Consider the following 20,605-nt stretch of genomic DNA (forward strand, 5'->3'; position numbering starts at 1 on the left):
CACCCGCCGTATCGCCGGCACCGCCGACCGGCTCGCCGGCGGTGAACTGACCGCGCGCGCCGAACCGTCCGGGCCCCGCGAACTACGGCTGCTCGCCGGGCGGCTGAACGAACTCGGCCGGCGTATCGACGGGCTCGTCACCGCCGAACGCGAGCGCGGCGCCGACCTCGCGCACCGGCTGCGCACCCCCGTCGCCGCGCTGCGGCTCGACGCCGAGGGGCTGCGGGACAAGGAAGAAGCCGCGCGGATCGGCGCGTCCGTCGCCGCGCTCGAACGCAGCGTCGACGGGGTGATCAGGGCCGCCCGGCGGGCCGGGGCCGAACCCGGCACCCAGCGGTGCGACCTCGCGGCCGTCACCAGGGAACGCGCCGACTTCTGGACCCCGCTCGCCGAGGACCAGGACCGGGCCGTCACCGTCTCCCTGCCCCGCGGGGCCGTGCCCGTCCGGGTCGCGCCCGACGAACTCGCCGCCGTCCTCGACACCCTGATCGGCAACGTGCTCGACCACACGCCCGAGGGCTGCGGGCTGTGGCTCACCGTCGAACCGGCCTCCCCCGACGAGGACGGCTGCGCCGTTCTGCGGGTCGAGGACGACGGGCCCGGGTTCGACGACGACGCCGTCGCCGAACGGGGGGCCAGCGGGGCCGGGTCCACCGGGCTCGGGCTCGACATCGCGCGGACCGCCGCGGAGGACTCCGGGGGTGGGGTGCGGCTCACGCGGTCGCCTGCCCGGCGGGGGGCCGCTGTGGTGTGCCGGTTCGGCCCGGCGGGTTAGCGCCTCCGCGCGCCTCGTTCTGCGCGGTCCGTCGCCTGGTGCTGCCTTGCCTCTGGGGCGGCCCGGTCCCCTGGCGTTGTTTGCCAGCTGCCCCTCGGTGGGGTGCTGCCGTGCTCTGTGCGGTCCGTCCGATTGGCTCGCCCCACTTCAGAGCGAAGCTCTGAGCTCCTTGGCCTCGCCGGCCGGGCGTCAGGGGGCTCTTCCCCCAGACTCTGTCCGGGGGCACCCCCACCCCGACAGCCCCCCGCTGCAGGGGGCTCCGCCCCCTCTAGGAGACCCCCGCTCCCTGGCGCCCACATACGCATATCGCGCCTGTTGGTCTTGTTCGGGCCGTCTCAGGCCGTCAGGCGTTCGACCAGGAGGAAGGCGCCGAGGACGATCATTGCGATGCCGGAGGCGCGGGTGACGAGGCGGGCCACCACCGGGCGGGCGCTCAGGACGATGCGGGCCAGCGAGCCGACGCCGAAGTAGACGACGCCGGACGTCGCCATGTGGACCAGGCCCAGCAGCCCGACCTGTGCGGCCAGCGGCCAGCTCCCGCCCTTGTCGGCGAACTGCGGCAGCAGCGCGACGTACAGCAGCACCGCCTTCGGGTTGAGCCCGCTGACGCTGGCGCCCTTGAGGACGCGCCGCCCCGCTGCGGGACCGGACGCCGGGGCCGTCTCCCCGTTCTGCGCGGCGGCCAGCGGCCCCGTGGCGTTCTTCGCGCCGACGAAGGTGGTGACGCCCAGCCACACCAGGTAGAGCGCGCCCAGCACGGTGACCGCCGTCAGCACGGCCGGGTTCTGCGCGAGGAGCGCGGCCACTCCGCCGACGACGACGAGGGTGAGCGCCACGTAGCCGAGCATCAGCCCGCCGACCGCCGGCACGACGGAGCGGTCCCGTAGTCCCGACGTGATCGCGTACGCCCAGTCCGCGCCCGGCACGAGCACGGCGAAGAGCGAGAAGCCCAGGAACGCGGCTATGGAGCTGACGGCCAAAACAGTCCTTCCTCTCAGATGGCGGCTGGGAGGAAGATTACGGAAAATCGGGCGGAATGTGTTTCCCTGAATGGTCGCCGCAGTGGGCTTACGTGGAAGAATCTTCCCCATGGACGACATGGACCGGAAAATCCTTGCGGAGCTTCAGGAGGACGGCCGGCTGACGGTCACCGAGCTGGCCGGCCGCGTGGGCCTCAGCCTCTCCCCCTGCCATCGCCGGCTGCGTGAGCTGGAGCGCAGCGGGGCCATCCGCGGCTACCGCGCCGTACTGGACGCCGACCGGGTCGGCCTGGCCTTCGACGCGCTCGTCTTCGTCACCATGCGCCAGGAGGACCGCTCCACCATCGCCTCCTTCGAGCAGGCGCTCACGGACCTCCCCCAGGTCATCCAGGCCCAGCGGCTCTTCGGCGACCCGGACTACCTCCTGCGCATCGTCACCACGGACCTCGCCGCGTTCCAACGCCTCTACGACGAGAACCTCGCCACCCTCCCCGGCGTCCAACGCCTCAGCTCCACCCTGGTGATGAAACACGTCGTCCACGAACGACCACTCCCGGCCTGAGCGCCCAACTGCCCACCCCACCCCCCGTTTTCGCCCGCCTCCGGTTCCCCCACCGCGCTACGCTGAACCGTATGGCTGAGCACATCGGCGACCGCCTGCGCCGCTTGCGCCGGCTCGCCGGCCTCACGCAGGAGGAGCTGGCCGAGCGGGCCGGGCTCTCCGTGGACGTGCTGCGCCGGCTGGAGCAGAAGCGGAAGCATTCCGCCCGGCTGCCCTCGCTGCACGCGCTCGCACGGGGGCTCGGTGTCGAGGTGACGGCCCTCATGGGGGACCCACCCGCCGTCGCCTCGCACGAGGGCGGCGATCCTCCGCAACTCGTGGCGGTGCGGCGCGCCATCATGCCGCCGCTGTTCGCGCCACCGGCCGAACCGCCCGCAGGCAGCGTCCCCGCGCTCGCCTCCCTCAAAGAGCAACTGGCGCACGGCTGGACGCTGTACCACTCGGCGGAATTCGACAGGCTGATGGACGGCCTGCCGGGGATGGTCGCGCACGCCAGGCTGCTGGCCTCCGCCGGGACGGCGGACCAGCGCGGCGCGGGCAACGCCGCGCTCGGCAAGGCACTTCAGCTCGGCGGCCATCTGGCCATCCGGCTGGGCAAGACGGACCTCGCGCTGGCGAGCCTCGAACGCGCACACGCCGCAGCCGGCGCCTCGTCGGACCCGCTGCTCGTGCCGATGGTGGCCAACTCCGTCGCGTGGGCGTACCAGCGGCAGAACAGGCTGGACGACGCCAGTGCGCTCGCCGTGCACGCGGCCGACGGGGTCGAACGGCATCGGATCCGCACCGCGGAGGAGCTGCGCGTCTGGGGTGGCCTGATCATGTCCGCGGCCACCAGCGCCGCTCGCAGCGGCGACTACACGCGCGCCGACGAGATGATGACCACGGCCGAGAAGGCCACGGCACGCCTCGCACATCTCCCCCCGGCGTCCGACGGCCGCATGGTGTCCGTGTTCAGCCGTTCGTCCGTGCGCATCGAGCGGGTACGTCTCGCCGTACAGCACGGCCACCCCGCTCAGGCCCTGGAGCTGGCCAGGGGCATGCGCCTCAGCAAGGACATCCCACCCTCCTGGCGTACCTGGCTCCTGCTGGACGTCGCCCGGGCCCACACCGACCTGGGCAACGCCGAGGGCGCCGTCAAGACGCTGGAGTCGCTGCGCCGCATCGCACCGTCCTGGATGCGCCACCACACCCTGGCCGTCGCCATCGTCACCGACCTGTGGAACGGCCCCCGCCGCCCCGAAGGCCTGCGCCCCCTCGCGGACTTCCTCGGCGTCACCACCCGGCACCCTGGAACGGGGCCCCGCGCAGCAGGCCACAGCGCCCCTGCTGCGTAGACGCGGGGCGTGCGTCTCCCGCCCGGCGTCAACTCCTCGGCTCCGCCCTGGTGATGAAGCGCGGCGCAGGTGAGCGGCCCCGGTCTGCCTGTGGCGTTCCTGCCTCTCCCGGTCAACTCCGTGTGTCCGCCTGCGGGTTGACGGTGCCGCGTGTGGTCGGCACGGGCATACCCTTGCCGGGAGGTGAGTCCCATGTCCCTTGCCGACAATGTCCGCCATCACCGCCGGGTCGCCGGCCTCACGCAGGAACAGCTCGCGGCCGACGCGGGGCTGTCCCTCGGCGTCGTCAAGAAGGTGGAATCCGGGGGCAACGCCCGCGTGGAGAATCTGCACGCGCTGGCCCGCGCGCTCGGCACCACGACATCCGCCCTGTTCGCGCCGGGGGTGCCCGAGCCGGTTCGGGACGACGAGGGAGCGAGCGGTCGCCTCATGGCGCTGCGCCGGGTACTCATGCCGCCCATCGGGCTCTCGGCCGCGTCAGACCCGGCACCGGGCGGTCCACCGGTCGCGCTGGACGCCCTGGCCCAGCAGGTCTCCAAGGTTCACAGGCTCTACCACGGCGACCGGTACGAGGCCGTGGCGCTGGAGCTCCCCGGTCTCCTCCACGAGGCCCACAGCGCGGTCGACCAGCAGGACGGGGACGAACGTGGCCGGAGCCGGGCGCTCACATGCCGAGCACGGGTGCTGTTGCTGACGGGCAAGTACCTCGTGCAGATCAGGCAGTACGACCTGGCCTACGCCGCGCTGGCGAGCGCCATCGACGACGCCCGGTCCACCGACGACCGGCTGCTGGCCGCCACGGGGGTGATCGGCCTCAGCTGGCTGCTGCTGCGGCAGGACCGTTTCGACGAGTGCGAGACTCTCGCCGCCCGACTCGCCGACGAGATCGAGCCCACCATGTCCGATCCGCAGGGAACCGCTCTCGCCTGGGGAGAAGCACAGCTGCGGGTCGCCGCGGCCGCCGTGCGCAACAACCGGCCGGAGGTCGCGCGCGAGGCCCGCCGCCGAGCGGCGACGGCGGCCAGCGCCGTCGGGGCGGAGCAGTCCCGGTTCGGTACGCACTGGGGAACCTTCGGGCCCGTGACGGTGGAGGCGAAAGCCATCGAAGACCTCGCACTCGACGGGAACGCGCGCGGGGTGCTGCGCCGGGCCGACGAGGGAGCGGTGAGCCCCAAGGCCCTGACGCGGTGCGGAAGGCCCAGCCCGGCCAGCTGGTACCGACACAGGATGGACGTCGCCCGGGCTCACGTACTGCTCGGTTCGCACCAGGACGCCATGGACGAGCTCTCCCCCATCCGGCAGGAGGCTCCCGAATGGATCCGCCACCAGAAGATGGCCCGCCATCTGATGGGCGACATCCTGGCGTCCCGCAAGCGGACCCTCACCCAGGAGATGCGGGACATGGCCGCACACCTCGGCGTGGTCGGCTGACAGGCACGTAGCGTGCTCCCTCGGTTGCGGCGAGCAAGGAACGGCAACTCTCCACATCTGGAGCCGTACCTTTTATCTCCCTACGGTCGTCCGTGTTCTGCCCGAACTCCCCACGAGGAGGTCACACATGACGACCGTGTCGCACCCCACGAATCCCCCTTCGCCCGACGGAGCCCCGTTCCACGACGCCGACGCCGCCCTGGACTCCCTGCGCGACGCGCTGTCACTGCACGGGATCGTGCTGCCCTCGCTCGGGGTCGACCTCGCCTCCGTCCCCGGCGTGCCGGGAGGCCGTCCCCCGCTGCTCGCCCTGGGAAGCTGCACGGCCGAGACCGCACAGCAGCTCGCCACCTCACTGCGCGAGGCCGCGCGATGAGCCGAGGGGGGAGTCGGATGACGCTGCGGGTGGGGCGGGTTCGGGTGGAGGGGGAGGGGCGGGTCGTGGTCGTGTGGGGGCCGAGGCGGGTCGTGGGGGTCGCGCGGGGCGGGGCCGTCACGTACAGCGACCGGTTTCCGCCCTGCCGGTGCGGGCGTCCCGGATGTCCGGACGGGAACGTCCGGGCCGACAGCGGCGTCGATCACCGTCCGGGCACGACGTCGTCCCCGTGACGGGATGCGGCCCCGGTGCGTCGAGCGGGTCCGGTGTCTGTCCGTCGGCTCTCGACGTGAACCTCTGGCACACCACCCGCCTGAGCCCTCGGCCCGGCCCGGTCAGGGGCGCAGCGTCTGGGTTTCGTACGCCTCGCGGAGGTCGCGGGCTTCCGGGAGGGTGCGGGATTCCACCGCGGTGAGGATCTCGGTGACGCGCCAGTGGTTGGCGGGCAGGACGCGGCCCGAGGTGAGGGCGGTGCGGGCCGCCTCGCACGCTTCGTCCAGGCGGTCCTGGGTGAGCAGCGCCAGGGCGAGGTCGATGTGGGCCGTGACGATCCGGCGGGGCCAGGCGGTGGCGTCCGCCGGGGGTGCGCCGCCGATGACTTCGCGGGCCGGGGCCTCGGCCGCCGGGTCGCCCACCCACGCGAGGGTCGTCGCCTCGTACGAGGAAGCCTTGGCCGGGTCGTACTGGTAGTGGTGTTCGCGGCGTGCCGTCAGCTGCATTCCGGCGGCGAGGTTCCGCACCCGGTCGATGGCCTCGTACGCGGCGCGCCGCTCGCCCATGCGGGCCCGCGCGCGGCCCTCCTGCGCGGTGGCCTGGATCTCGACGGACGAGCCGCGCGGCGCACGGTGCAGGGCCGCGCGGGACAGGTCCGCGGCGCGCCGGTGGTCCCCCGTCGTCAGCGCCCGCCACGCCTCCGTCTCGAAGGTCCACGCCTCCAGTTCGGCGTGGCCCGCGTGCCGGGCCAGCAGTCGAGCGGTGCGCAGCCGGGAGCGGGCCGGGCCGGGGCTGCGCAGATCCACGTGCAGGGTGGCGGCGAGCAGGGAGAGCCAGCCGCCGAGCGCGTGCAGGCGGCGGCGTTCCGCCAAGGTGGCGCGTTTGTCCCACAGTTCGCCGACGTAGGCGCAGTGGCGGCGGACCTCCGCCAGCAACGCCTCGGGAGGGACGGTCTGGTAGCGGGTCGCCAGCTCGTCGAAGCGCTCGTCCAGTTCGTCGAGCACGCCGCCGCCCACGTCGGAAGCCTGGGCCAGGCGGGACAGTTCGAGCGCGTCCAGCGCGTCGTCCCGCTCCGGCGGGGACGGCTCCGGCTCGTCGGTCTCCAGCAGCGCCTCCAGTTCGGCCGGGGTGAGCCCCAGCACGGTGCACAGCGCGCGCCGTTGTCCGGGCCGAGGACACTGCTCGCCGCGCTCCCAGCGCCGCACGGCGGAGACCTCCATGCCGATCGCCTCGGCCAGCCGTTCCTGACTGAACCCGTGCGCCCACCGCACCTCGGCGAGCCGTGTGCGCCTGACCCGCTCGGCCATGCCGCCGCCTCCCGGTCCTCTCCCCGGCTGCACGCTGCTCCACCGGTCCGCCCGGCAAACGCCCCTGCTGTGCACGGAGTTCGCCCTGTTCTCCCGATTGTGCGCCGGATTTCCTCGTGCGTGGCAGCTTCCACGGACGAAGGAGAGCGAACGTGAACGGTGACGGCCGGGCAGAAGGACAGAGCGCGCCGGTGTCCCTCCCGCGCGAGACGGAGACCGCCGCACACACTGCGCGAGGCCGCGCGATGAGCCGAGGGGGGAGTCGGATGACGCTGCGGGTGGGGCGGGTTCGGATGGAGGGGGAGGGGCGGGTCGTGGTCGTGTGGGGGCCGAGGCGGGTCGTGGGGGTCGCGCGGGGCGGGGCCGTCACGTACAGCGATCGGTTTCCGCCCTGCCGGTGCGGGCGTCCCGGGTGTCCGGACGGCGGTGGGGCGACGGGGTAGGGCGACGGGCCCGGGGCGGGGTGCCTCGGGCCCGTCGGTGGGGGGTGGTTCGTGCCCGGCGGAGTGCTGTGCGCCGGGGTGGTTACGGCCCTGCGGAGGGTGCACGGGCACCCCCCGCAGGGTGTTGGGGCCGCACGGGGGACGGCCCCTCGGCCGGCGGTGGACCCCCGTCTAGGACCGCCGCCGGACGGATCAGCCGGCGCCGACGGGTTCGACCGTGGCTGCCGGGGTGGTCGCGGTGCTCTGGACCTGGACGGCGCCGCCGTAGGGCCACTTCAGGTCGAAGGTCCGGGTGGTGCCGGGCGGTGTGGTCGCGACCTTCTCCGGGGTGATCAGGTTCTCGCCGGAGTCCTTGTCGCCGGTGAGCAGCGAGAAGACGGCGGTGGCGCGTTCGCCGGGCCCGAGCGTCACGGGGCGGGCGTGCCGGGCGGTGCGGCGCAGGTCGTCGCTGCCTTCGGGGCCGCTGATCCGGATGCCGGGGAAGCCCTTGAGCGCACAGGTGGTCGAGCCGGTGTTCTTGAACCAGACGGCGGCCCGGGTGACCTCGTCCGGGGTGTCCATGTCGGGGGTGGCGGCGCGCCCGCCGCCGAGTCCGGCGGCCAGGTCGCTGCCCGAACAGGTCGGTGTGCGGCCGCCGTTGCCGGTCTGGGTGCCCTTCGCGTTCCCGGTGGTCTGGCCGGAGGCGGCCGAGCCGGTGTCGCCGGAGTCCGATCCTGAGCCCTGCTCCCGGGAGGAGGCGTTCTTGGCCGGGTCGTCCGCCGTGGCGTCCCCGCAGGCGGTGACGGTGCCGGTCAGCGCGCCGGCGACGAGGACGGCCGCTGCGCCACGGACGGCGCGGGTGCGGAGCAGCTCGCGCATGTGCGTTCCCCCCAAGTGGTCGTCGGGCGCCCGCCGGTGGGCGGCCACCGGTTCGGCCGGTCGGTCTTACGGGCGGTTTGATGCCGCGGGGGGCGGCCGGGTTCACGACCGGGGAGGGAATGTGACCCGGATCACTCCGGACACGAACGTGCCCCCGGCCGGTGGGGCCGGGGGCACGGTGCCGCGCCTCAGCGGTGCCGGGGGAAGGTCTCCGCGAGGCTGCGGGTCCAGCGGTTGGCGGGCAGCTGCGGGTGCAGCGCCGCCAGCGAGGCGTACTTGGTGAAGTCGGCCGCGCGGTGGCCGTGTTCGTGCAGCAGCAGGTCGGCCTCGGTCAGATGGCCGTAGGACTTCGTCTCGATGAGCACCATGTCCCGGGCCGCGTGCACCTCGTTGCCCTGCGGGTCGCTGCACACCATCGCGGCGTCGCAGGTGATGCGCTGCCCGTCGGCGACGAACGTGGCGCGGGTGTAGTCGGTGACGAGGCTGGGCCGCAGGTCCTGCGGGACGTCGAAGTCGCTGCCGTAGACGTCGGCGAGGGTGCGGGAGAGGAAGTCGCGGGAGGCGCCTTCCAGAGGCTCGGACGCCTCGCCGAGCCGGCGGCGGAACTTCAGGGTCTGGCCCCGGCCGCCCTTGACCTTGATCTCGAACTGCCGCTCACCGCTGTCCTGGTAGACCCGCTCGCGGATCTTGCAGCGGCGCCGGCGGCCCTGCCGGTGGTCGTGGTAGGCGCGCAGGCCGGGGGTGTCGTAGTAGGTGGAGTGGTACCGGAACCAGCGCCGGCCGCCGATGGACAGGGCCTTGAACGGCTCGTCGCGGCGCGGGTCCGTCAGCCGGGCCGCGATGTCCTGGAAGGCCGTGACCGGGACGAGGTAGCAGCGGTCGTAGCGGTCCAGCAGCTGGGCGCGCTCCATGACGGTGTCCAGGCCGATGGGGTGGGCGGCCAGTGCGGCGCGGGCGAGCGCGCGCTGGGCCGGGGCGGGGCGGGTGGCGGCGGTGACGGGGGTCATCGTGCGTTCTCCCTCGGGTGAGCGGCAGTGGCAGGCGTCGGCGTCGTCGTCGTACGGGTGTCGCTGTCGCCGTCCTGGTAACGAACGGACGTTCCGCTTCGTCCCCCGGCGGTCTCCTGCACCGCCGTGACGGCATCTCCGGCGTCTCCGGGTACGGGTACCCGGCCGGGCTCCGGTGTGCGCGTCCCCGCGGATTCCGGTGGCGTTTCCGGCCGTGTCCGGTGGGCGTGCGCGGGCGCGGTGTGCCGGGACTGCGGGGAGTGCGGGGACGGCTGGCGGAAGCGGACGTCGACGACGGTGAGGTCGCGGACGTAGTCGACCTCGGTGACCTTCCAGGCGAGCGGCTCCCCGAGCCGGGCGCTTATCCGGGCCCGCACGGCTTCCGGTTCGGTCACGGCGGCGTCGAGGGTGACCACCGTGCGCCGGGTGCGGGCGTACAGCCGCGGGTGGTCGGCGGCGTACAGCACGACGACGGGCAGCAGGCACAGCGTGGCGGTCAGGCCGAACGGGAGGTGCGGCAGACCGGCGAGGAGCCCGATGACGAGGGTGGTGAAGTAGTAGGCCACCTCTTCGTTCTGGATGGACTCCGAGCGCAGCCGGATCATCGACAGCACGCCGAACAGGCCGAAGCCGAGCGCCATTCCGCCGTCGCCGCCGACCCGGGCGAGGGCCGCGACCACCGCGAACAGCGCGATGTTCAGCGCCAGGTACGCGGGCAGCAGGTCGCGGCGGCGGTGCCGGGGGAAGTACACCCCGAAGGTCAGCACCGCGACGGCGACGAGGTCGAGTACCAGGTGTGTGAGGAACTGGCCGAGCGAATCCATGCCCAGGACGGTAGGGACGGCCGGGTTAAAGCGGCTTCCTCGTGACGTTAAGGATGCGGCCCTTCCCTGCGTGTCCCGCTGCCCCGCAGCACCTCTGCCCGGCCGGCCTCGCGCCGCCCCCGTGCCTCGCCGCCCCCCGGCCCGTGCCCGGCCGCGGCGTTCGCGGGCGCACAGGGGATCGGTACGGGTCCGGGACGGATGCGGCTACCGTCCCATTCCTGCGGGTTCCGCCCCGGGCGTCGAACTTCCGCTGAATGTGCGGCAGGCGGCCGTACGACGGCGGAACCGTCCGGGTACCGTGCGGGTTCGGGCGATGCCCGGCACACGTCGCACGACGGAGGGCATGAGCCCTATCCTCGTGCAAACGCCGAGGCCCGGGTCCGGGCCGGGGGAAGGGGACGGTCGTCGATGGAGGGGCTGAGCGGATGGACGGGCTGAGCGCCGACGACCCGGGCTGGATCGGCGAGTACCGACTGCTCGCCAAGCTCGGAGAGGGCGGCATGGGCCGCGTGTACCTCGCGCGGTCGCGGCGCGGCCGGACGGTCGCGGTGAAGGTCGTCCAGGCGGAGCTGGCCCGCGACGAGGGGTTCCGGCGCAGATTCGCGCAGGAGGTCGGGGCCGCCCGCCGGGTGGGCGAGGAGTGGACGGCGCCGGTGCTGGACGCCGACACCGAGGCCGAGACGCCGTGGGTGGCCACCGGATATGTCGCCGGGCCCTCGCTGGCCGAGGTGGTCGGCGAGCAGTACGGTCCGCTGCCCGAGCACTCGGTGCGGGCGCTCGCCGTGGGGCTCTGCCACGCGCTGCGGGCCATCCACGGCGCCGGGCTCGTCCACCGCGATCTGAAGCCGTCGAACGTGCTGGTGACGATCGACGGGCCGCGCGTCATCGACTTCGGCATCGCCCGCGCGCTGGACGCGTCCGCGCAGTCGGCTTCCGGGCTGACCAGCACGGGCGTCGTCGTCGGCTCGCCCGGCTTCATGTCGCCCGAGCAGGTGCGCGGGGAGCGTGTGACGCCCGCGAGCGACGTGTTCTGCCTGGGCGCCGTCCTGTCCTACACGGCCACCGGCCGGCTGCCGTTCGGCACGCAGGAGGGCGGGGTGCACTCGCTGCTCTTCCGCGTCGCCGCCGAGGACCCCGATCTGCGGGGCCTGCCCGAGTCGCTGCACGAGCCGATCGCCGCCGCCCTGCACAAGGACCCCGAGCAACGGCCCACGCCGGACGCCCTGCTGGCCGCGTTCGGCGACGAGGACGGCGCCGCCGGGAGCGACACGGAGGCCGGGCGGACGATGCTCGACGGCGCGTGGCTGCCGGGCGCCGTCCTCGCCCAGCTGGGCCGGCACGCGGTGCATCTGCTCGACAGCGAGGACCCGGAGTCCGCCGGCGCGGCCGAGCCCGCCGGGCGGGAGCCCGCACGGAACGCCGCCGCCGTCGCCGCGGACGGAGCCCAGCCGACCGGCTCGTTCGGGCCGCCCGTCACCATGCCTCCGCCGTCCGCCGGGCCCGGCACACCGCCGCACGGCAACCCGTACAGCACGCCGCACCCGGGGCAGCCGGGCCCCGTGGCCGGTCCCGCCGGTGTGCCGGCGGGCGCCTGGGCGAGCCCGCCGCCCGGCCTGGGCCCGGGCCCCGGCGGTATGTGGCACAGCCCGCCACCCGGGCTCGGCCTGCCGCCGCGGTACCAGCTGACGAACCCGCGCGGGCTGTCCATCGCGCTCGTGGTGCTGCTGGCGGTGTTCGCCGTCGCGCTGCTGCTGCGGCTGAACGTGTACGAGTCGGTGGAGAGCAGCGCGCGGGAGTACGGCGCCGGCTCCCGGATCGTGGCGTCCGCCAACAAGATCCCGCACGTCAACACCCTCCGGTACAACTCCGTGATGGCGGACGTGCTGACGGCGCTCACCACGGTGCCGGTGGTCGTGCTGTGGTGCCTCTGGTTCCGCCGGCTGCGGCGCAACGCCGAGCTGTTCCGGCCGGGCGGGATCCGGCACACGGTGTCCATGGCGGTGGGCTCCTGGTTCATCCCCGTGGCGAACCTGTGGATTCCCAAGCGCGTGACGAACGACGTCTGGAAGGCGTCCAAGGACCCGGCGAAGAAGCGCCGCAGCGTGCTCACGCCGTGGCTGCTGCGGGTGTGGTGGGCGGCCTGGGTGGCGTTCCTGTTCCTCCAGCCGCTGTCCTTCGTCTCCGGCCTGTACCTGGACAGTTCGCTCTCCACGGTCGCCGAGGACGCGGTGTTCGGGCAGGTCGCCTCGGCCATCGGGCTGACCGTCACGGTGCTCGCCGTGGTCGTCGTGCTGCGGCTCTCCCGTGTGCAGGAGGCGCGCATCCCGAAGGCCGACACCAACCCCTGGTGACGTCCGGCGGGGCCCCGCGCCGGCCCCGCCGGACGTCGGCCGGGGCGCTCCCGCAGCGCCCCGTGCTCAGGTGAGCCGGAGGTCCCGGCGGCGCAGGCCCCACAGCCCGGCGGCGCTCAGCACGGCCGCCAGTGCGGTGAGGAGGACGAGCGGCAGCAGTTCCACGTCGGCGAGCGGCAGCCGGGGCACATGGCCGAACGGTGAGAGGTTGTTCATCCCGTCCGGGAAGTCCAGCAGGCTGCCCAGATAGCCGACGAGGAAGCCGTACAGGGGCACCACCCAGGCCGCGCCCGCCGCCCTCGGTACCCAGCCGTACAGCAGCAGGGCGAGTCCCGCCGTCACCCACACCGCCGGTGCGTACGCCAGGGCGGAGCCGGCGAGTTCGAGGACGAGCGAGGCGTCACCGGTGGAGGCGGCGCCCGCCGCCCCGAAGCCGAGCCCGCCCGCCAGCAGCACCAGCGTGCCCCCGGCCGCCGCCACGGCCAGATGGCCGCCGGCCCACCGGGAGCGCGACAGCGCGGTGGCCAGCAGCGGCTCGGCGCGCCCCGCCGCCTCCTCGGCCCGTGACCGCAGCGTCGCCATCACGGCGTACACGGCGGCGACGACGGCCAGCACGATCATCACCGTCGAGGCGAAGGACTCCGTGACCGAGCCGCCCATCGCGGCGAGAGCCCGCCGCACCTGCTCGACCTCGCCCAGCATGTCCTCGACGTCGCCGAGGATCGAGCCGTACACCACGCCCAACAGCACCAGTGCGGCGGCGAATCCCGCCAGCAGCCCGCGCTGGAGCCGCAGCGCGAGCCCGAGCGGATGGCCGAGGGCCGCGCCCGCGCGCGCCGGTCCCGGCCGTGACGCGCGCAGCCCGGCGCCCACGTCGCGCCGGGTGCTGAGCAGATAGCCGCATCCGGCGACGGCGGCCGCGAAGGCGAGCGTGAGCAGCAGCGGCCAGACCCGGTCGTCCACGAACGGATAGCTGCGCTGGGCCCAGCCGAGGGGGGAGAGCCAGGAGAGCGCGTCGGCGCCCACGTCCCCGGCGGCACGCAGCGCGTAGGCGGCGCCGACGACGGCCAGCGCGGCACCGGACGCGGCGCGGGTGTGCGCGGTGAACTGCACCGTGACGGCGGTGACCCCGGCGAAGGCGAGACCCAGCACGGTGTGCGCCGCGCCGTACACCAGGGCGCCCGAGGCGTCGACGCCGTCCACCCCGAGCCCGGGCAGGAGCAGGGCGAGCAGCAGCCCGACGGCCAGGCTCGCGGTGGCGGCGACGCCGAGCGCCGCGGTGAGCGCGGCATGGCGGCCGACGACGCAGGAGCGCACGAGTTCGGCCCGGCCCGTCTCCTCCTCCTCGCGGCTGTGCCGCACGACGAGGAGCACGCTCATGAGGCCGACCAGCACCCCGAGGAAGCCGAGCATCTGGTGGCCGATCATGGCGCCGACGGTGTAGGCGCCGTCCAGGAAGTGCTCGGGGCCCGTCATGGCGCGGGCCGCGGGGCTGCTCATGGTCTCGGCCGCCGCCGCCCGGTCGTGCGCCTCGGGGTAGAGGCCCTCGAACTTGGCGGCCGGCACCAGCGTGCCCAGCAGGAGCGCCAGCACCCAGGCGGGCAGCCGCACCCGGTCGCGGCGCAGCGCGAACCGGTAGAGCGTGCCCGCACCGGCGAGCGTGCCGGAGCCCCGCCGGGTGTCCCGTCCCGGCGCGGTGCCGGCGCGGGCCGGCGCACCGGCGAGGACGCCGCTCATGCCCGGCCCCTCTCGTCACCGCGGGCGGTGGAGCCGTCGGCGGACGTACCGTCACCGGCCGCGCCGTCGCTCGCTTCCCCGTGCGCGACCGGTCCCTGCGCGACCGGTCCCCGCGCGGCCGGTCCCCGCGCGGCCGGTGCGGCGTCCTCCCCCGTGCCGGACAGCCCGGCCAGTTCCGGGAGTTCGTCGCCGTAGTGCCGCAGCATCAGCTCCTCCAGGGTGGGCGGGTGGCTGACCAGGCTGCGCACGCCGAGCGTGCCGAGACGGCGGACGGCCTCGTCCAGGTGTGCGCCGTCGACGGCGAAGTGCACCCGGCCGCCCTCGGTCCGCAGGCCGTGCACACCGGGCAGTTCGGCGAGCCCGGTGAGCGGCCCGTCGGTCTCGGCCTCGATGGTCGTGCGCGTCAGATGCCGCAGCTCGCCGAGCGACCCGGACTGCACGGTGCGGCCCAGCCGGATGATGCTCACCCTGTCGCACAACTTCTCGACCTGGGCGAGGATGTGGCTGGAGAGCAGCACCGTGCGGCCGGCCTCCTTGGCCTGGAGGACCACGTCCTGGAAGACGACCTCCATCAGCGGGTCGAGCCCCGCCGTCGGCTCGTCCAGGAGCAGCAGTTCCGCGTCCGAGGCCAGCGCAGCGATGATCGCGACCTTCTGCCGGTTGCCCTTGGAGTAGGTGCGGCCCTTCTTGGTGGGGTCGAGGCCGAAGCGCTCGATCAGCTCGTCCCGCCGCCGGGGATCGACCCCGCCGCGCGCCCCGGAGTGCCCGCTGCGCAGCCGGGCCAGCAGATCGATGGCCTCTCCCCCGGTCAGGTTCGGCCACAGTTCGACGTCGCCGGGTACGTAGGCCAGTCGCCGGTGCAGGGCGACGGCGTCCGCCCACGGATCGGAGCCGAGCAGCCGGGCCGTGCCGGTGTCGGCGCGCAGCAGGCCGAGCAGGATCCGCAAAGTGGTGGATTTCCCGGCCCCGTTGGGCCCGAGGAACCCGTGCACCTCCCCGGTCGCCACCCGCAGATCGAGCCCGTCGAGCGCCCGTGTCCTGCCGAAGGTCTTCACCAGTCCCGAGACGAGAATCGCCGGCTCGGCCGTCCGCGGGGCGGTCGGGGGAGCGGCAGCTGTGACGGCGTTCATATTTCGGAAGCTACGCTGGTTTCACAAATTTATGAAGTTAAGGAACCGTTAGAGTCTTCTCTGGGCGCTCACCGGCACCCTTGGCACCCGCTCCGGCCCGGGAAGACAGGGCCCGGGACGGCAGGGCCCTGGACGGCAAAACCCGGGACGGCAGGCCCCGGGTGGAGACGGCCCTGGTGGAGACGGTCCGGGTGGAGACGGTCCGGGAAGGCGGGGGACGGGAAGGCGGGGGACGAGCCGGGGCCCCGGGGGCAGGCGGGGCAGGTGGGGACAGGCGGGGGGACAGGCACGACAGCGAAGGAGAGACCGGCCACCGTGACAGAGGCAGCAGGGCACACGCCCCACCACCACGAGGGCGCGCCCGCCGAAGACACCGGAGAGCGGACCCCGCAGGACTACGAGACGCGGGTCTCCCCCTTCGTCGAGCAGTTCGCCGCCGACCTCACCGAGGCCGGAATGCAGCGCATGGCCGCCCGCGTCTTCGCCTGCCTCCTCGCCTCCGACGACGGCGCCCTCACCTCCGCCGAACTGAGCGAACGCCTCCGGGCCAGCCCCGCCGCGGTCTCCGGTGCCGTCCGCTACCTCGCCCAGGTCAACCTCATCAGCCGGCGGCGCGACCCCGGCTCCCGGCGCGAGCGGTACCTGCTCCACCAGGAGGTCTGGTTCACCGCCGTCGCCGGGCGCGACAACGTCCTCGGCCGGCTGCGGAACACCATGCACACCGGTCTCGGCGAGCTGGGCCCGGACACCCCCGCCGGCCAACGCCTCGGCGAGGCCGTCGAGTTCTTCGAGTTCCTCCAGCGGGAACTCGACCAGGTGCTCGTCCGCTGGCGCGCCCACCGCTCCGGCCGCTCCCGGTGACCCCGGCGAACCCGCTGGCCCCGGCCACCCGCTGAGCCCGGCCACCCGCTGAGTCGACGATCCGGGCGAACCCGGCCCGGTACTCCCGCCCGGAGCCCCGCACCGCGAACGGCCCCGGATACCCCGAAGACCCCGAAGACCGCGAAAGAGCCCAAGGAGCCGAAGGGCCCGAAGGCAACGAAGGCAACGAAGGAGCAGTACACCGGTTGTTAGGGTCGGCCGGATGGCCACGACACGGGGGAGTCGCGCCACCGGCGCGGACGGCAGCGCACACACACCGGCCACAACGCGCACAGGCACAACGCGCCTACGCGGCACGGCAGGCGGCGCACGCGCACGGAAGACGGCGGGCGGCGCCACACGGAGCGCCACGGGCACACGGAGAGCGGCGCACACCCGGAGAACGGCACGCGCGACCGCGACGGCGGCGCTGGCCCTCGCCCTCCTCGCGGCCACCGCGGCCTGTGACGACGAGGACCACCGCGCGGCGAACGAGAAGCGCGTCGCCCACGCCTGCCGGGGCCTCCTCCCGGCCGCCGGGCTGCGTCCCGTCCTCCCCCGCGAATCCACGGTCACCACCCGCGAGTTCGGCACGTCGCTCACCCCGGACCGGGCCAGCCGCGCCCTGCTCGACTGCACGGTCTCCTGGGAGCCCGACCGGAAGCCCTTCGGCACCTCCGGCATCCGGCTCCGGGCCGAGGCGGCGCCGGGCCGGATCCCCCGGTTCTCCAAGGACCTCGACGACCAGACCGAACCCCGCCCGGCGCACGCCGCGTTCGGCCTCCCGCTGCCGTCCGACGCGGAGGGCGCCGTCACCGTCGACAGCGACGGCCGGGTCGTGGCCTCGCTGACGCTGAGCTGCCCCGGTGGACTGACCGGCCGCACCCGCCCGCTGCACGACCTGCACATCGGGCTGGACTTCCCGCAGACGGACGAGACCGACTACCGCCCCACCGCGGCCGAACGGCGCACGGCCTCCCGCACCGCGGTACGCGTCGCCGACCGGATCACCGCCCAACAGCACTGCGGCACCCGCCCGCTCGCCGGCCGGCCCGCGCCCGACAAGGCGGAACGCGCCCGCGGCGCCGCCCTGTGCTCCTGGCTCGACGCGAAGAAGCTCCGGCTGGACGGCGGTGCGTCCGACGCCTGGCGGCCCGAAGGCGACACCCGCTACAGCCGGCGCACCGCGCACTGCTCCGCCGGCACCGACGAGCCCGGGATCCGCGACCGGGACCGGCCCGGCCTCGCCCACGTCACGGCGGACAGCTGGTCCGGCGTCCACGCGCGCACCGCCTACGAGGACCACGCGGACAAGGGCGCGGTCCCCGGCGCCCGCGACAGGCCCGACTTCCCCGAACCCGGCGACGAGGACATCCCCGAGAGCGCCGGCGGCGACGACGGGCCCGAACTCGCCCTGTGGGCACGGTCGGTGTGCGACGGCGGACGCACCTACCACCGGGTGGCCGTCGGCCTCGGCACCCCCGACCCGGCGCCCGGCCACCTCACGAAGGAGGAACGCGCCCAGCTGTCCGCGGACGTCCGCCGCACCCTCGACCGCTATCTGGACGCCCGCGCCGGCTGGGCACGGCAGTCGCACTGCCACGGCACCGAACTGCTCGGCGAGGCCCAGGACTGGGCGCCGGCGGACCGGCGGAAGGAGACATCGCGGTGAACCGCTGGATATGGCCGGACAGCCGGCCCGCACGGTACGTCCGCTGCGCCGGTGCGCTCGTCCTCGTCGCCGCGCTGGTGGGCGGACTCCTGCTGCTGAGGGAGCACCGGCGGGAGAGCGAACTGGCCGGAGCCTGCGGCGGCGTGTTCGGCGTCCCGGAGGCCCGGGCGCTGCTGGGCGACGGCCCGTACGGCGAGGACGCCGTCTCCGGCCGGACCACGGGCGATCTGGACGGGCGCGGAGCGTCGCTCAGATCCAGCTGCACGGTGGAAGGCCTCCACGACGTCACCCTCTCGGCCTCCGTGGACGGCGTCCCCGCCCGCGGCCACCGGCACGACCTGGACGGGATGTACCCGAAGGTGCCCGGCGACCTGCCCGCACAGCCGCTGGGCCACGGCTGGAACGGCCTGTTCAGCTCGGGCGAGTCGCTCCGCGGCTCGCCCGGCGGCGAGCTGGTGACCGCCGTCCTGCTCGACTGCCGCGCGAAGAAGGACGACCTGCTGGTCACCGTCCGGGCGGAGCCCGACCGGGACGACGGGGCCGCGCCCGTCGACGACCCGCGCGAACGCACCCGCTACGCCCGCGTCGCCACCGCTGCCGCCGCACACGCCGACGACCACTGGGGCTGCGGCGCCCGCACCGGAAAGACACCGCGCGACGGGGACATCGCCCTGCCCGTCGGCGCCTACGACGACGTCCCGCTCGACGACGCGAAGGGCACCTGCGCCGGCATACCCGGCCGGGGCCGGTCGGCCGCCCGCGCCTGGGAGAGCGCACGCGGCCGGCCGGGCGCGGCCTCCCCGCTGGAGACCTGTGTGCTCGGCACCACCGAACCGACCGCCGCCGTCGCCTACCGCTTCGAGGCGCTGTACGGCCCGTACGCCCAGGCGGCCCGCGCCGACCACGCCGAGAACGACTACACGGACCGGCGGAAGAACCCCGCGACCGCGGCCGCCGGCCGGCTGCACGACGGCGGCCACTGGGCCTCCGCCACCTGCCCCGGCAGCCGCGAACGGGCCCTGTTCACCGTCCGCCCGCCCTACCGGGACCCGCTCCGGCACGAGGACCGGCGCAGCGCCGCACAGCGCACGAAGGACCGCGCCTGGGAACGCGCCGCACTGAAGTCCTTCGCCCAGCACTCCGCCAGAACCCACACCTGCACCCACCTCCACCTCCCCTGACCCACCCCCTCGCCCCCCTCGCCCCCCACAACCCGCCCGACTTCCCTGGAATCCGCCCAGCTGCCCACCGGCCTGACCGCCCGCAACCTGCCGCCGGGCCCCTCCTCAGCCGTCGCCGCCGGCCGTGGGCGGGGACGGCCGGAGCACCGGTGCGGGAGCGGATCCCGGCGGCAGGACGAGTCGCCAGGCGGCGGGCACCGCCGTCCAGGTGCGGGCCGGGACGGGCCCGGTCACGCGGGAGGCGTCGGCGCGGTAGCGGAACCCCGCGCCGGAGACGGTGACGGTACGCGCCACGGCCCGCACCGGCGCCGGCGCACCGGCCAGCTGCACCGTCACCTCCGCGAGCCCGTCGTCCCGGCCGGCCCGCACCCCGACCTCCGCCACCGGAGTCTGCACATCCGCCAGCACCGCGCCGTCCGCCTCCACCCGCAGCCGCTGCACCGCGGGCTCACCCGGCAACAGGGGCTCGGCCCGCGCGGACTCCCCGTCCGCTTCCCCACCGTCCCCACCGTCCGCGCCGCCGTCCCGCACGCTCCCGCACCCCCGCGGCCGTCCCCCGGCGCCGCCGCCCGGAGCCCCGGACGCCGCGGCCCCCCGGGCGCCACCGGCCGCCTCGGCCCCGCCGGCAGCCCCGGACGGCACGGCGCCCGTACCGGCGTCGCGCCCGCCCCTGCCGCGCCGCAGCCCCGCGGGCACCACCGCCCGCGCCAGCGACCGGCACACCCGCCGCACCGCACCGCCGCCCGGCCCGACGGCCGCACCGGAACCGGAGCCGACACCGGAGCCGGAACCGGAGCCGGAACCGACGCCGAAGCCGTCACCCGGAGCGGAGCCGTCGCCGGGAGCGGAGGCACCGGTGACACCACCGCCACCGGGAGCCTCGCCGTCGGCAGCAGCGGATCCGGGTGCGGATCCGGAACCGGGACCGGATGCGGAACCGGCTGCGGGGCCGGGCCCCGGGGCGAGGCCCGGTCCGGAGGCGGGCGGCGGCACGGGCCCGCCCGCGCCGGACGGCACATGCGGCGGGAGCGCGGGAATGTGCAGCCCGCCCAGCACGATGCCGTCCGCGTCGTCGACGAGGAGCCCGAGCGGGCGCTCGGCACCGTTGAGCACGGTGCGGGCCGCCGCGACGGCGTCCAGCGGCAGCCCCAGGCTGCGGGCCAGCGCCACGGACGGCCCGTTGCCGACCGGCACCAGCGACAGCGCCGCCTCGTGCAGCGCCCGCTCCCGGTGCAGCAGCCGCACGGCACGCAGCAGCGCCCGGTCGTTGCCGACCAGCACCGGCCGCCGGTTGCCGCGCCGGGAGAGGGCGCGCGCCGTCTCCTCCGGATCGTCCGGCAGACACAGCTTCACGTCCGGCGCACCGGCTCGCAGCACATCGCGGGCGATCCGCACGGACTCGCCGTCCGTGAGCCGCGCGACCGGATCGACGACCACCAGCAGCGGCGCCCCGCCCGCGCCGCCCCGGGCCGTCCCCCGACCCCGTCCGCCCCGCGGCCCGGGACGGCCCCGGGGCCCGGATCCGCCACCGGCGTGCGCCTCGCCGCCGGGTTCCTCAGCTGG

17 protein-coding genes are annotated in these 20,605 nt (G+C 75.0%); 9 read left to right on the forward strand and 8 right to left on the reverse strand.

The window, feature by feature from the left end; all coding sequences use genetic code 11:
- Positions 1–775: sensor histidine kinase (locus tag SCA03_RS21795; protein ID WP_141275587.1), on the forward strand; the 775-nt coding region annotated here is incomplete at its 5' end.
- A gap of 335 nt (positions 776–1,110) precedes the next feature.
- Here the strand turns inward: SCA03_RS21795 and SCA03_RS21800 are convergent.
- Positions 1,111–1,755: a LysE family translocator gene (locus SCA03_RS21800; RefSeq protein WP_170298105.1), complete on the reverse strand. Its 645-nt coding sequence runs from the start codon at positions 1,753–1,755 to the stop codon at positions 1,111–1,113.
- Positions 1,756–1,864: 109 nt separating this feature from the next.
- Here SCA03_RS21800 and SCA03_RS21805 point away from each other — a divergent pair, with 109 nt between their 5' ends.
- The 4 genes from SCA03_RS21805 to SCA03_RS21820 all read left to right on the forward strand — a co-directional run bounded on the left by SCA03_RS21805 (position 1,865) and on the right by SCA03_RS21820 (position 5,458).
- Complete coding sequence (locus SCA03_RS21805) at positions 1,865–2,317, forward strand: Lrp/AsnC family transcriptional regulator (RefSeq protein WP_030885600.1); 453 nt, start codon at positions 1,865–1,867, stop codon at positions 2,315–2,317.
- Positions 2,318–2,388: 71 nt separating this feature from the next.
- On the forward strand, positions 2,389–3,651 hold the full coding sequence (locus tag SCA03_RS21810) for a helix-turn-helix domain-containing protein (protein WP_051857176.1): 1,263 nt from the start codon (positions 2,389–2,391) through the stop codon (positions 3,649–3,651).
- Positions 3,652–3,843: 192 nt separating this feature from the next.
- Positions 3,844–5,082 (forward strand): helix-turn-helix domain-containing protein, encoded by a 1,239-nt coding sequence (locus SCA03_RS21815; protein WP_030885606.1) that lies wholly within the window; start codon positions 3,844–3,846, stop codon positions 5,080–5,082.
- A 127-nt stretch (positions 5,083–5,209) separates the two neighbouring features.
- A complete protein-coding gene (locus SCA03_RS21820) occupies positions 5,210–5,458 on the forward strand; it encodes a hypothetical protein (protein ID WP_051857177.1) in 249 nt (82 codons plus the stop codon).
- Positions 5,459–5,793: 335 nt separating this feature from the next.
- On the opposite strand, the gene SCA03_RS21825 is transcribed toward SCA03_RS21820, so the two are convergent.
- The 4 genes from SCA03_RS21825 to SCA03_RS21840 all read right to left on the reverse strand — a co-directional run bounded on the left by SCA03_RS21825 (position 5,794) and on the right by SCA03_RS21840 (position 10,110).
- Positions 5,794–6,978, reverse strand: a complete 1,185-nt coding sequence (locus SCA03_RS21825) for a helix-turn-helix domain-containing protein (protein WP_141275588.1) — start codon at positions 6,976–6,978, stop codon at positions 5,794–5,796.
- Positions 6,979–7,613: 635 nt separating this feature from the next.
- Positions 7,614–8,279, reverse strand: coding sequence for a DUF4232 domain-containing protein (locus tag SCA03_RS21830; protein WP_086818427.1), 666 nt, complete (start codon positions 8,277–8,279; stop codon positions 7,614–7,616).
- A 188-nt stretch (positions 8,280–8,467) separates the two neighbouring features.
- On the reverse strand, positions 8,468–9,286 hold the full coding sequence (locus SCA03_RS21835; RefSeq protein ID WP_030885619.1) for a VTC domain-containing protein: 819 nt from the start codon (positions 9,284–9,286) through the stop codon (positions 8,468–8,470).
- The gene (locus tag SCA03_RS21840; protein WP_078874639.1) at positions 9,283–10,110 is read right to left on the reverse strand and encodes a DUF4956 domain-containing protein; all 828 of its coding nucleotides are present in this window, start codon (positions 10,108–10,110) and stop codon (positions 9,283–9,285) included. Before SCA03_RS21840 ends, SCA03_RS21835 begins: the two co-directional genes overlap by 4 nt.
- 425 nt (positions 10,111–10,535) lie before the next feature.
- Between SCA03_RS21840 and SCA03_RS21845 the strand changes: the two genes are divergently transcribed.
- Positions 10,536–12,461, forward strand: coding sequence for a protein kinase domain-containing protein (locus SCA03_RS21845; protein ID WP_037849403.1), 1,926 nt, complete (start codon positions 10,536–10,538; stop codon positions 12,459–12,461).
- Between the two features lie 66 nt (positions 12,462–12,527).
- Here the strand turns inward: SCA03_RS21845 and SCA03_RS21850 are convergent, their stop codons facing one another.
- Together SCA03_RS21850 and SCA03_RS21855 are read right to left on the reverse strand one after the other, a co-directional pair.
- Entirely contained in the window at positions 12,528–14,198 is a 1,671-nt protein-coding gene (locus SCA03_RS21850; RefSeq protein WP_086817843.1) for an ABC transporter permease, read from the reverse strand.
- Entirely contained in the window at positions 14,195–15,328 is a 1,134-nt protein-coding gene (locus tag SCA03_RS21855; protein ID WP_086817844.1) for an ABC transporter ATP-binding protein, read from the reverse strand. The genes SCA03_RS21850 and SCA03_RS21855 overlap by 4 nt, the downstream gene beginning before the upstream one ends.
- 315 nt (positions 15,329–15,643) lie before the next feature.
- Here SCA03_RS21855 and SCA03_RS21860 point away from each other — a divergent pair, with 315 nt between their 5' ends.
- From SCA03_RS21860 to SCA03_RS21870, 3 genes are all read left to right on the forward strand, one after another.
- Complete coding sequence (locus SCA03_RS21860; RefSeq protein WP_030885631.1) at positions 15,644–16,189, forward strand: GbsR/MarR family transcriptional regulator; 546 nt, start codon at positions 15,644–15,646, stop codon at positions 16,187–16,189.
- Positions 16,190–16,412: 223 nt separating this feature from the next.
- Entirely contained in the window at positions 16,413–17,861 is a 1,449-nt protein-coding gene (locus SCA03_RS21865; RefSeq protein ID WP_086818181.1) for a hypothetical protein, read from the forward strand.
- Complete coding sequence (locus tag SCA03_RS21870; protein ID WP_086818180.1) at positions 17,858–19,042, forward strand: hypothetical protein; 1,185 nt, start codon at positions 17,858–17,860, stop codon at positions 19,040–19,042. Before SCA03_RS21865 ends, SCA03_RS21870 begins: the two co-directional genes overlap by 4 nt.
- 105 nt (positions 19,043–19,147) lie before the next feature.
- On the opposite strand, the gene SCA03_RS37315 is transcribed toward SCA03_RS21870, so the two are convergent.
- The gene (locus tag SCA03_RS37315) at positions 19,148–20,479 is read right to left on the reverse strand and encodes a diacylglycerol kinase family protein (RefSeq protein WP_371863968.1); all 1,332 of its coding nucleotides are present in this window, start codon (positions 20,477–20,479) and stop codon (positions 19,148–19,150) included.
- Positions 20,480–20,605 lie beyond the last annotated feature (126 nt).

It is taken from the genome of Streptomyces cacaoi, assembly GCF_006539165.1.
Taxonomy (GTDB): domain Bacteria; phylum Actinomycetota; class Actinomycetes; order Streptomycetales; family Streptomycetaceae; genus Streptomyces; species Streptomyces cacaoi.

Coding starts and splice junctions, on each gene's coding strand:
- SCA03_RS21805 (WP_030885600.1), top strand. CDS start 1,865: ATGGACGACATGGACCGGAAAATCCTTGCGGAGCTTCAGGAGGACGGC.
- SCA03_RS21810 (WP_051857176.1), top strand. CDS start 2,389: ATGGCTGAGCACATCGGCGACCGCCTGCGCCGCTTGCGCCGGCTCGCC.
- SCA03_RS21815 (WP_030885606.1), top strand. CDS start 3,844: ATGTCCCTTGCCGACAATGTCCGCCATCACCGCCGGGTCGCCGGCCTC.
- SCA03_RS21820 (WP_051857177.1), top strand. CDS start 5,210: ATGACGACCGTGTCGCACCCCACGAATCCCCCTTCGCCCGACGGAGCC.
- SCA03_RS21825 (WP_141275588.1), bottom strand. CDS start 6,978: ATGGCCGAGCGGGTCAGGCGCACACGGCTCGCCGAGGTGCGGTGGGCG.
- SCA03_RS21830 (WP_086818427.1), bottom strand. CDS start 8,279: ATGCGCGAGCTGCTCCGCACCCGCGCCGTCCGTGGCGCAGCGGCCGTC.
- SCA03_RS21835 (WP_030885619.1), bottom strand. CDS start 9,286: ATGACCCCCGTCACCGCCGCCACCCGCCCCGCCCCGGCCCAGCGCGCG.
- SCA03_RS21840 (WP_078874639.1), bottom strand. CDS start 10,110: ATGGATTCGCTCGGCCAGTTCCTCACACACCTGGTACTCGACCTCGTC.
- SCA03_RS21845 (WP_037849403.1), top strand. CDS start 10,536: ATGGACGGGCTGAGCGCCGACGACCCGGGCTGGATCGGCGAGTACCGA.
- SCA03_RS21850 (WP_086817843.1), bottom strand. CDS start 14,198: ATGAGCGGCGTCCTCGCCGGTGCGCCGGCCCGCGCCGGCACCGCGCCG.
- SCA03_RS21855 (WP_086817844.1), bottom strand. CDS start 15,328: ATGAACGCCGTCACAGCTGCCGCTCCCCCGACCGCCCCGCGGACGGCC.
- SCA03_RS21865 (WP_086818181.1), top strand. CDS start 16,413: ATGGCCACGACACGGGGGAGTCGCGCCACCGGCGCGGACGGCAGCGCA.